Genomic DNA, 10999 nt, shown 5'->3' with positions numbered 1-10999 from the left:
CTGCTGGAATGTCCGGGCCGGCGCGAATGGTCCGGGCAGGTACTCGGGTACGCAGTCGGGCACCCAGTGGGGCATGCAGTGGGGTGCGCAGTCGGGCACGGGGATGGGAGTGCCGCGGGGGCTGGGCGGCGTCTGGCAGCGCGGCCGGCACCGCCGGGCGCCCAACAACCACGGCCCGCCGCAGGCGCAGAACCGCCGCCGTCCGGCCCGTTCCCGCCCTACCGCACACACCACACCACCAGCACCACAGGAGAGGGACAGACAGAGGGGGTTGTCGGGGGCCCGGAACCTCTTGACGGGTGCTCTGACCTGTGGCTTTGGCCGGGCGGCCGGGGGATTGGGTGCCCGCAGTCAGCACCGCAGTCAGCACCCCTGTCAGGCCCGCATGCGGCACCGCAGTCAGCACCGCAGCCAGGCCCGGCCAAGGGGCCCGGCAGGGGCCTGGGCGGCCCTGTCGGTCGGTCCGCCCCGGCAGGCCGGCTGATGGGCGCCGCAGGCCTGGCGACCCGTCCGTACGCCGTGCCGCCCACCACCAGGAGAAGGAGAAGGGGCAGGAGAGAGGGATGTCAGAATTTCCGGCCACCTTGGATGGCTGCCTGAGCTGCACGGATGCCCCCTGTCGGCCCGGCCTGGGGTGCCAGCATCAGGAGCAGCACCAGGAGTGACATCGGGAGCAGCATCAGGAGCTGCACCGCGCGGCCTGGACTCCCGGTCGACTGGCGTGCGTACCCGCTCCCCACACCACCACTCCATCGGCAGGGCAGGGGCGCACAGAGGTAAGTCGGTATCGGGCCGGGTGAACCAATTGGGCTTGAGCTGCGCGATTACCCCGATCGGATTCGGGAGTTTTTCTCTGGTCGAAACCAGAGACAAAACCGCATGAGAAACCAGATGGGAAATCCGATACGCAATCAGATAGGAACCGGCGTGGGCGGTTTTTCTGATGCTGGTCATTGGATTTTTCTGTCCGATAATTCGATGTGCTTGGGATTCTTCTTGCCGGTCGGGACGGTTGCCGAGCCATCTGCACCCAGCTCGCCGACCGTCACCGCCACCCGATGAGCAAGCCGTCCGCTCGCCAGCGGCCCGCCGGCACCTCGCCTCTCGCCGCCCAGGCCGCCCTGGTCCCGGCCGTTGAGGGCCTGCGCGTCGGCGGCCAGACCGCCCAGAGCGCCGCCGGGCCCGCCACCTCGGCGCAGCCGGCCCCGGCCGCCGGGCCGGTCGCCCGGGAGAGCGACTGGGTGCAGATGGGCACCTACGTGCCCAAGGAGATCAAGCAGGCCTTCAAGGTCCGCTGCGCGCGGCTCGGCATCGAGATGCGGCAGGCGTGTGCGGAGGCGTACCAGGCACGGGGGGAGAAGAACCCGGCCCCCTGGCCTGCGGGTGCACAGCCGGTGCGCACTCGGGCGCGCACCAGCCGTGACCTGCACCGTCAAGGTATCCGCCGGGTGATCGGCGGATACCTTGACGGCCCCGGCACCCACCTTGATGGCGTACCGCCGCCTACCTTGATGGCCAAGGAGCGCCAACCTTGACGGCCCTGCCCGCCCCCTCCCCAGCCCAACCGCGCGGCCGGCCCCAGCCGGACGCAGGAAGAAAAGGCACAGCGCAGCGTCCGACCAAAGCCGACCGCCGCGCCCACCCCGCCAGTCACCAGGAGAGCGCCTAGGAAGGTAAGTCGGGCCGGTGAGTTCGCCGGATCGGCCCGTTGAGCTGCACTGATACACCAGGGCCCGGCTCCGGGACGGACGCCAAACGGGCACCCAAGCGAGCGCCCAGACGCGCATCCAAACGGGCGCCCAAGCGAGCGGCTGTACGAGCGGGCCGCCAGCCCGTCCCCGGTCCGCGGCGGGGACGGACCGGGAACGGATCAGCCGGGCAGATCAGGACCGGATCGGCGGCAGGTCGCGGATGTGGGCCGCGGTGAAGTGGCGCCCGTCGCGGCCGGTGATCTTGAACAGCAGCCGGCGGCCGGGGCCGGTGGTGACGACGAAGAAGGCCGGGGGCAAGGTGGCCTGCGTCCGGGTCAGGCTGCTGATGCCCAGGCCGCCGCCCTCCAGGGTGATCTTGTACATGGGGGTCCTCTCCGGGACCGACCATCGGTCCCTCACACCCTCTGTGGGCTCAGCGCCCGGCAGACAGCAACCGGCCCCGGACGGACGGCGCAAGCCGGCCCCACCGCGCAGCCGAGCGGGGCCGGGCGAGGACGGCTGGGCGGGGCCGGTTGGTGAAATTCACAACCGGCCCGTTAGCGAATTTCGCGATGAAAAACGCATCCGCAGCGGGGCCCAACGCGTAGGGGCGCCCACGCGCGCACGCGAGAGGGAGCACGGGCGCGGCGCCGCCTTCGAGTGCCGGACCTCTCCACGGCTATCGCGCGGGAAGAGGTGTCCTCGGCGCCGGGCGGCTTGCCCACCCGGGCCGACCTGCACAAGCGGGTCGGGTGGCGGCGGTGCCGGTCCTACTAGCGTCCGACCCAGGATCCGACCGCGCGGCCAACGGTCGGTCCGCCCGCCAGGCCAACGGTCCGCCCGACCCCTGCCCGCAGCGCCGGGCGGCGGGTCACGCGCGAGCGACGCGCGCGAGCGTTGGGACCCCGACCGCCTCGGGCCCGGCCGGTTGAGAGTTGTGGTTGGTGATCGGCCCACAGCCCGGCGTAGCAGGGCGAGCCCCACCCACCCACGGGCGGGAGGACAGGGATCGGCACGACCCGGGGGCTCACCGGGGCTGTGGCGGCCGTGCAGCGCTTCGGGATGCTGGGAGACCAGCGAGCGGCTGACGGGACGTTAGGCGGCCGTACAGGGCTTCCGTGCGGTCGGCACGACCCGCGGGGCGGTTCGGGCAGGACGGTCGTGCCGCGCCCCGGGTTTCATCCAGACCTCTCCACGGCTATCGCGTGGGAAGAGGTGTCCTCGACACCAACAGGCTTGCCCACCTGGTCTGACCTGGGAAAACGGGCAGGTTGCCCAAAGGCATGCCCCTACCACGACTCCTACCGGGCGGCCAACCGTCGGGCCAACGGCGGGCCCTACCGTCGGTCCCACCCCGGGGCCTACCTCGGATTCCGGCATGCGAGACGGCCGGGCGCAGCGGGCCGGTACTGCCGTGACCAACCGCCGAGGGGTGTCCCAGGGAAGTAGTCGGCGCCCCGGCGCCCCGGCGCCCCCTTGTCCCGCCCCTTGTCCCGCAGGTCAGCCCCCTTGACCAGGCACCGCACGGCGCCGTTCGCAGGCAACTCCGTGGGCAACTCCGCAGGCAACTCGCCGGGCAACTCCGCAGACCATTCCGCAGGCAACTCCGTGGGCAACCAACCGGCCCGGTGTCCCACGGGCGGGGACGGACGGCCGCGCCGCCGCCGTCACGGACCGTCGCCGAAACCGGCTCCTCACGTGCGCGCACCGTGCGCGCACGTGGCGGCCCCACAGGAGCCTGGGGCCTCCCCGGATCGGTGGCCGATCGGCCTGGGATCGGCCTGTGATCGGCTGCGGGACCGATCGGCCGCCGATCACGGGCCGATCGGAAAACCGATCCTGACCTGCGTAGGCCATTCCAGCCGATCAGATCCGCCCACCCCGGGATGCAGCCCGCGGGGCGCCGAAACGACCCGGCCGGGCCAGACGCGCGGTCACAGGACGCCGAAGTCGGCCCACTGGATCCCGGTGAATTCCACTGCCAGGCCGGAGGCGCGGCGCCCGCCGTCGCGGAAGTAGTGCTCCTGGAGACCACGGGCGAGCACGCGGGCCTGGTCGTCCTCGGAGGCGCCGGCGTCGCGGGCGGCGAACAGGGCGGCGGCGACGTCGCCGGGCAGGTGCTGGGTGATCAGGCGCAGCCGGGGGTCGTCGGTGGAGCTGGCGGCGCTGGCGAACCCGAACTGGGCGCTGGCGCTGAGCACGAAGCCGTCGCGTTCGGCGGCCCGGCGTACCCGCTGCTGGACTCGCGGCTGCCAGCCGGCGCGGACCGCGTCGGCGATCGCTTGCGCGGCGGCCGGCTTCGGCGCGGCGGTGCCCTTGAGCCAGCGCTGGACGGTGCGCTGCGAGACGCCGAGCTGCCCGGCGACGGCGGAGGTCGAGCCCTTCGCGGCCTTCACCAGGAGGGGGTTGGAGGGTGGGGGGGGGCCCCCGGGGGGGTTGCCCCAGCCGGTGGGCAAGCCGTGGGCAAGCCTGGCGCGAGGTGGGCAAGCCCCCCACCGATCGACCGGAGGCCGCAGGCGGGCCACTGGCGGCCGATCGCACCCCCGGGGGGGCGAGGAGTCCCACCCGGGGGTGATCGGCCGTCAGAACGGCGCCGGGGTCGTTTCCTCGGGCTCGTACGCCTCCAGCTCGGACGCCAGCAGGGCGATGGCCCTCGCGGCGTCCTCGGCGTCGACCCGCTCCCGGTGGCAGCCGTGGCACAGACCGTCGCTGTGCACGGCGAGCCTGTCGCAGTCGGCGGCCATGCAGCGGGCCGCCCCGGCGTCACGGACGCAGTCCAGGCACAGGCCGTCCTGCCGGGACGGGTGCGCGGGTCCCCGGCCGCAGTCCGCCGAGCAGGGCTTGCGGCACAGCGGGCACAGCTCGCCTGCCGCGTTCACCTGACGGCCGCACAGGCCGTCCTGGCCCGAGCACTCGTGCCGGACCCGCTGGCCGATTTCCTGAGCGACGCTGCGCTGCTCCTGGTGCGGCACCACCGGCCCGCCCTCGGAGTCGGCAGTCGGCAGCACACCCGGCGCCAGCGGCAGGTGCCTGATCCGGTAGGCGATCACCGCATCCGCGCTGCGCACCGGGTCCTTACCCGGGGCCGTCAGCCAGGCCCGCAGCAGCCCGACCGGCCAGCCCGCCGCAAGCCGCGCATCCAGGACCGCGCCCTGCTCCGCCAGCGTTGGAGCGGACACCGCCAGCTCCGGGTGGGCCGTGCCGATCTCCAGCAGCAGCATCACCCCCGCCGACGCGACCGGCGGAGCCGGAGCCGTCGGCACCTCGCCACTCTCAGCCGGCTTGCCGGGCTGCTGCTCCTGGTGCTGTGAGACCTCTCCGCCGTCCGTCCGTTCGTCCGTCCCGTTCGCAGGCTTCGCGCGCGCGTCAGGGTCAGGGAAGGACGGAGGGACGGAAGGGTCCCCCGGTTCAGTAGTTGGGTTAGAGGTACTGGTTCGGGGCTCTTGTAGTTCCCCCGTCGACGACTTGTAGTTCCCCCGTCGACGACTTGTAGTTCCCCCGTGGCCGTCCTCGGGGGTCTCCGCACGGGGGCTCTCAGAGTTCCCCCGCGGCTTGGAGTCCTGCTCAGCCTTGGGACGGGGCATGCCCTTGTCGGCGCGGGCCTTCTTGGCGGGGGCAGGTGCGATGGGCGGGCGGTTCTCCGGCGTCAGCGGGTCGAGTCCCATCCGGGCCCGTTCGGCGTTGGTTCGCTCGATGTTCGGGAACCATTCGTAGGGGATGAGCAGGTCGTAGACCGTAGGTCGCCGGTCGGCCCGGATGTGCCGGGCCATGGTCTGGTCGCCCTTGCCGATGAGGCCGCGGCGCACCATCGCCCGCCACGCCCTTTTCACCGACTCCGTGTCCAGAGTCGTCCGCTCGGCGATCGTCTCCTTGGACTGGAAGGTGCCGCATCCATCCCGGCCGGCTGCCTCCGCCATGGTCGCCAGTACGGCGAACTCCTTCAGGTCGGCGATCGGTGCGTCGCCGCTCAGGACCCAGATCATCGGTTCCAGGCTCACCGGACACCGTCCTGCGGCATGCCGACGCTGGGGCAGTGTGGCGTTTGGGGGGTCGTCTTGCGTACGCTCATATGCGAGCGCACCTCCTTGCCTGGTAGCTAGAGAGTGCTTCTTCGCCGGGTTGCCTCCCGGCGGACGTGCGGGCCCCGTCTTCGACGGGGCCTGTTGCGTTCTACACCGCGATTACGGACTGCGTCCCACCGAGAGCGGCGGTCAGCCGTGCGGCAGGCAGCCGGCGGACGGCCTCAGTCGGGCCGGACAGCAGGTCCAGGACCGGCACGCCGTAGTGCGCGGCGAGCCGGTCGAGGTCGTCCAGTGACCAGGACGACATGCCGGACTGCTTGCGGCTGACCTGTGACTGGGACAGGCCGAGCCCGGCAGCAAGGTCGCGCTGCTGCTCGCCGGTAGCGCGCATCAGGGCGGCGACGGATAGCCGGAGCAGGCCCTCGGTGGTCGTATTCATGGATCACATCCTTTATGCACAGAGCGCATTGTGGCTGTTCGGCGCGCCGGAGGTCACTCAAGTGGCGGCACTTCCGAGGTGCCGGCGCCTCCGCCGTGTCTCACGGGGCGGCGCCGGGCTGATCCTGGCCTTGCGCGGTCTTACGGCTTTGTCTCGTGCCAGGTACCGGGGGCGTGGATGTCCTCCCAGACCTCGATCGGACCGTTCTCGTCGTGCCAGACAGTGCGCACGATCAGGACCGGTACGGCGACGTCGACGCCCTCGGGCACGGGCACCTCCAGAGCAGCCAGCTCGTCGTCACTGGCGTGCCGGGCGGTGTGCATCTCCGGCGAGCGGTGGATAGCCCGGCCAGTCCGCTCCTCGTAGATCTCGTGCCACAGGCGGTCAAGCCGGCCCTGCTGGAGCAGGATTGGCACCTCCGCCAGAGCTCGCGGGTGGATCACTGAGATGCCGAGGATCACCGGCTTCCCGTCGCGGCGGAAGACGCGCCGACGGATGACGACCTCATCGTGAGGTTCGATCTCCAAGTCTCGGCAGATGCCCGGGTCCGTGCAGGACCGGAGCATCGCCTCGTGGCCGGTCGACGTCTCACCGGGGGCGTAGTTGCTGCCGCCGGCCTTGAGCCGGTCGACCCGGGCTGCGCCGGTCGCCGGCGCGACACCGGCGCGGTTCGCGACGACGGTTCCCGCGCCAGCGTGGGTCGTCACCAGGCCCTCGCGCTTGAGCAGGGCGTAGGCCCGGACGGCGGTGTTTCGCGCGACCTGGTGCAGTTCGGCGGCCTCGTTCACCGTCGGCAGCGGGTCGCCGGGCTTGAGTTCACCGGCTGCGATCCGGTTCCGGTAGTGGGCCGCGATGTCCGCGTACCCCGTTCGGGCTTCCATGGCAGGTCCTTCCCTGGAGAGGTGTACCGAGTAGAACGTACCATCAGCGGGAGGTAGAACGTACCCCTAAGCGTGTGGTACGTTCTACCCACGCCCTGAGAGGGGCGCAGGGTCCCGGGACAGATCGGGGCGAGGAGAGTCGGCTCCTGGGCACATCCGGACGGTGGGTCACCTACCTGAGAACGGCGTCTACGTCCGGAAACGGTGATGAACGACAACTTCGACGAGGTCCCGCCCCCTGTTTGGGGGCGGGACCTCGTGTTGTCCGAGTCGTATCCAGTCGTGTCCCGCTTGTCGGGGCCGGCTGGTGGCCGCTCGGCCGCACACCACCTGATCGCGGGCACGACACAGGCCCTCGGGGGCGCTTCCGACGCCGATCCCGAGGGCCTGCTGCTGCGCCCCGCCCCTATCACCAGGAGGACCGCATGATCGACCGTACCGCGCCCGCCACCGACTCCGACCCCGACATGGACGAGGCGCTGCGCCGCGTTCGCAAGGGCCGGTGACCGCGATGCGCCGCTGGACCCCCGATCAGATCGCCACCGAGGCCGCCTCGCTGGACGCCGTCGCGGCGAACAGCCACGCCGCTGCCGTGGCGAACGACCTGCTCGCCGCCGATGCCCGACTCGGCGAACTGCAGCGCGCCCAGGCCGCCGCCCGTGCCCAGATCCAGCGTCAGCACGCCCGCGACATGCGGGCCGACGCCGCTGCCCTGCGCGGCGGCGTCCACCCGGCCGACCTCGGCTACGTCGACTGACCCGGAAGGACGACCCGATGCTTTCCACCCCCGCTGTCGCCGTGCTGCTGCTCCTGTGGGCCGCACACCTGGCGACGATCACCCTGCACCGCCGGGCGTACATCGACGGCCGGGCCGACACCCGCGAGGAGCCCGGCGAGGCGTACGGCACCGCGATCCTGGCCGCCACCCTCGCCAGCACCGCGGTCGGCGGCCTGCTGCTCGCCTGGTCCGACGTCTCCGGTGTCTGGGCCCTGGCCCACGTCCTGGCCGCCGTCGGCGTCACCGCCCTGTACGCCGTCGCCACCCTGCCCCGGCGCTGAACCGCCCGTCCCGGGCGGCCCCTTCGGCCGTCCGGGCGGGGCCGCCCGCCCGTTTCGGTGACCGCCCGCTCGGCTTCGGCCGCGGGCGGTCCCGCTTCGGTAGCACCGCCTTTGCACTCCCACCGACCCACAGGAGGACCCCGCCGTGGCCACCGCCGCGCTGCCCCTGCGCGAGGCCGGCACCCCCGCCGCCCCGCTCCCGACTCAGCCCGTTCCGGTGACGGCCGCCAGCACTTCGGTCGCCGCCCCGACGACTTCGGCGGCTCCGGCCGCCACTTCGGTGACCGCCCGTCGGACCCTCACACGGGTCGACGTGCTGCTCCTGATCATCCTCGGCGCCGGTGCCGCGACCGTCGCAGGGATCGGCTTCGCCGGGTCCTACAACGCCGTTCTCCACCTCGCCCAGCGCAAGGGTTTCGGCGAGTTCAGCCGGGCCTTCCCGATCGGCGTGGACGCCGGGATCGTCGTCGCCCTGGCCGCCGACCTCTACCTGGTGCGGCGCGGAATCGTGTGGCCGGTGCTGCGCCCGCTCGCCCACGTGCTGACCGCGCTCACGATCTGGTTCAACGCCTCGTCAGGCCAGCACAGCATCCGGCAGGACCCGGTCGCGGCCGCGATGCATGCGGTGATGCCGGTGCTGTTCGTCGTCGCGGTCGAGGCCGCGCGCTTCCTGGTGGTGCGTACCGCCGAGGCGGAGGCCGGCCGGACCGGCGTCCCCATGAAGCGCTGGATCCTCGCTCCCGCCCCGACGTTCAAGCTGTGGCGCCGCATGCAGCTCTGGGCGATCCCGACGTACGCCGAGGCCGCCGGCATTGAGCAGGACCGGGTGGTCTACCGGGCGATGCTCAAGCGTAAGTACGGCAGCGTTCGCCGGGCCCCGGCAGACGCCCAGCTCCCGCTGCGGATGGCCCGGCACGGGCTGACGGTCGAGCAGGCCCTGATGCAGCCGCAGCAGGAGATCGAGCGCGAGCAGGCCCTTGCCGACGCCCGCCAGGCCGCCCAGGAGGCCGCCCAGGAGAGGGCGGCGGACCGGGCGGCGCAGGCCCAGATCGCCGCGCTCAAGCGCCGCGGGGCCGTCCAGGCCGCCGAGCACGAGGTGACCTCCTCCACCCAGCAGATCGCCATCGCCGCGAAGGCCGCGAAGGAGGCCGCCGAGCGGGCCGCCGAGGCGACCTCGGCCGCCGAGGTGGCGGCGCTGGAGAGCGCTGGTGCCGCCGAGGCCGACGCCCGCAAGGCCGACGCCGAGAAGCAGGCCGCGCTCGCCCGTAAGGCTGCGGCCGAAGCGGAGAAGGAGGCCGCCGAAGTCCGGCGGCAGGCCGCCGAAACGGACGAGCGTGCCGCCGAAGCCAAGCGCCGCAGCGCCCAGGAGGCGGCCGCCGAGGCCGAGGCCAGGCGCCAGGAGGAGGAGGACAAGGCGGCCGCGGCAATGGCCAAGCTCGGCCAGGCCGACGCCCTGCGGCGCGCCGCCGAAACGGAGAAGACGGCCGCCGAACTGCGCGAGGAGGCCGCTCTGGTCGAGCTGCGCGCGGTCGAGGCGGAGGACGAGGCCAGGCTGGGCGTGCGCGAGCGGGCCGCCCGCCGCCTGGCCCGGGTGATCCTGGCCGAGCACGGCGGCGACGCCGAGGCGATGTCGCTGGAGGACGTCGCCGCTCTGCTCGGCCTGGCCATCCCGACCGCCAGCGAGCGGCGCCGGGAGGCCGCCGAACTGATCGCCTCTGGCTACCGCCCCCTGCGGTAGCAGCGTCCGGCACCACCAGTGAGGGCCGCCCCCGGGAGATCCGGCGGGCGGCCCTCGCTGCGACTGCCGGAAGCACAACGCAGTCGACCAACCGGGACGAGCGAACCGCCCTGGTCAGAGCACCCGTCAGTTCCCCGCGCACCCACAGGAGCCAGCCGTGGACCAGTCCGCGAACGTCAACCGCATCGACCAGTACCACCACCTGTTCCGCTCCCTCCCGGCCGTGACGGCCTGGACGCTCCAGCGCCAGCAGGAGCACGCCGCCGACGCCGACGAGTACGACACCGCGCTCGCCGCGGTCTCCAGCCTGCTGCGCAGCGAGCACATCGAGGGCGACGGCCGGTTCGCCGCGCTGCTGCGCTCGCGCCGGATCGAGAAGCACGTGCGCCGACTGCGCGAGGCCTCGCGCGAGCAGGCCCGCGCCGCCGAGCAGCTGCGCAACGCGGTCAGCGCGCACTTCGCCCTGGTGGCCGCGCTGCCCGCGCAGCGCGCCGCCAAGGCCGAGGCCAAGGCGCTGCGCAAGGGCAACCCGGCCCCGGCCGGAGCGCAGTCCAAGGGCCTGCACAAGTCCGGCCCCACCGCCCAGGCCGTCCCGCCCGCGCCCGCCGGCCCGCCGCGCACCGAGCCGGTGCGCGGCATCGGCGACCTGTGGCAGCGGGGGGCCTGATGGCCGAGCAGGTCCCGCTGACCGGCGCCCAGCGCCGCGAGTACAACCAGCGCCTCCACGCCGCCCGCCGCCAGCAGCAGATGGCCGAGCGCGGCGCCCTGGGCGTCGCCGAGCTGTGGTTCGACGAGGCCCGACGGATCGCCAAGGCGAAGGCCGCGAAGGGCGACGAGAGCGCGCTGCACGACCTGGCGCGGACGCTCAGCAACTGGGCGGACCGTCACAGGGCGTGATGTTCATCTTCATCATCATCACCGGGTGGGGCCTCCTCGCCTCGCGTAACACGGGCGCGTGTGCGCTCGGGCGCGCGTGCGCGCGAGGATGCCCCACCCGGTGACTGTCCGTCAAGGAGCTAGAGCACCGTGGACGATGACTCCAACGTGATCAACTTCCGGCCCCGGGGCGGGGCCGAGCCGCCCTCGCTGCCGCCCCTGCCGCCGCTGCCGGGCGACCCGCCCGCCGCGGCTGCGCCGCCCCCGCCCCTGCCCCCGGAGCCCCCCTCGGC

Annotated in this window: 11 protein-coding genes; 6 read left to right on the top strand and 5 right to left on the bottom strand. The window is 73.0% G+C overall.

The features are described 5' to 3' along the window. The first annotated feature begins 1058 nt into the window (after positions 1-1058). Entirely contained in the window at positions 1059-1535 is a 477-nt protein-coding gene (locus tag IE98_RS0141075; RefSeq protein WP_030277789.1) for a hypothetical protein, read from the top strand. 348 nt (positions 1536-1883) lie between these two features. Here IE98_RS0141075 and IE98_RS0141070 read toward each other — a convergent pair whose 3' ends face one another. From IE98_RS0141070 to IE98_RS0141050, 5 genes are all read right to left on the bottom strand, one after another. After that, positions 1884-2075, bottom strand: a complete 192-nt coding sequence (locus tag IE98_RS0141070; RefSeq protein WP_030277787.1) for a hypothetical protein — start codon at positions 2073-2075, stop codon at positions 1884-1886. Positions 2076-3625: 1550 nt separating this feature from the next. Further along, positions 3626-4087 (bottom strand): telomere-protecting terminal protein Tpg, encoded by a 462-nt coding sequence (gene tpg, locus IE98_RS0141065; RefSeq protein WP_052391614.1) that lies wholly within the window; start codon positions 4085-4087, stop codon positions 3626-3628. Between the two features lie 186 nt (positions 4088-4273). Beyond that, the gene (locus IE98_RS45575) at positions 4274-5689 is read right to left on the bottom strand and encodes a hypothetical protein (RefSeq protein WP_030277783.1); all 1416 of its coding nucleotides are present in this window, start codon (positions 5687-5689) and stop codon (positions 4274-4276) included. Between the two features lie 172 nt (positions 5690-5861). After that, positions 5862-6152 (bottom strand): helix-turn-helix domain-containing protein, encoded by a 291-nt coding sequence (locus IE98_RS43995; RefSeq protein WP_052391613.1) that lies wholly within the window; start codon positions 6150-6152, stop codon positions 5862-5864. A 140-nt stretch (positions 6153-6292) separates the two neighbouring features. Then, the gene (locus IE98_RS0141050) at positions 6293-7033 is read right to left on the bottom strand and encodes a GntR family transcriptional regulator (protein ID WP_030277781.1); all 741 of its coding nucleotides are present in this window, start codon (positions 7031-7033) and stop codon (positions 6293-6295) included. Positions 7034-7535: 502 nt separating this feature from the next. Between IE98_RS0141050 and IE98_RS0141035 the strand changes: the two genes are divergently transcribed. The 5 genes from IE98_RS0141035 (at position 7536) to IE98_RS49920 (ending at position 10727) form a co-directional block, all read left to right on the top strand. Further along, positions 7536-7790 carry a hypothetical protein gene (locus IE98_RS0141035; protein WP_030277779.1) on the top strand — a complete coding sequence of 85 codons (255 nt, stop codon included), beginning with the start codon at positions 7536-7538 and terminating at the stop codon, positions 7788-7790. 17 nt (positions 7791-7807) lie between these two features. Further along, positions 7808-8092: a hypothetical protein gene (locus IE98_RS48765; RefSeq protein WP_030277778.1), complete on the top strand. Its 285-nt coding sequence runs from the start codon at positions 7808-7810 to the stop codon at positions 8090-8092. 145 nt (positions 8093-8237) lie between these two features. Beyond that, positions 8238-9830, top strand: coding sequence for a DUF2637 domain-containing protein (locus IE98_RS0141025; RefSeq protein WP_052391612.1), 1593 nt, complete (start codon positions 8238-8240; stop codon positions 9828-9830). Between the two features lie 157 nt (positions 9831-9987). Then, positions 9988-10497 carry a hypothetical protein gene (locus IE98_RS0141020; RefSeq protein ID WP_052391611.1) on the top strand — a complete coding sequence of 170 codons (510 nt, stop codon included), beginning with the start codon at positions 9988-9990 and terminating at the stop codon, positions 10495-10497. Beyond that, positions 10497-10727, top strand: coding sequence for a hypothetical protein (locus tag IE98_RS49920; protein WP_030277773.1), 231 nt, complete (start codon positions 10497-10499; stop codon positions 10725-10727). Before IE98_RS0141020 ends, IE98_RS49920 begins: the two co-directional genes overlap by 1 nt. Positions 10728-10999: the final 272 nt, after the last annotated feature.

This window comes from Streptomyces sp. NRRL B-24484, assembly GCF_000717715.1.
GTDB lineage: Bacteria > Actinomycetota > Actinomycetes > Streptomycetales > Streptomycetaceae > Kitasatospora.
The sequence above is the reverse complement of the archived record's forward strand: the minus strand, read 5'-3'. Positions and strand labels throughout refer to the sequence as shown.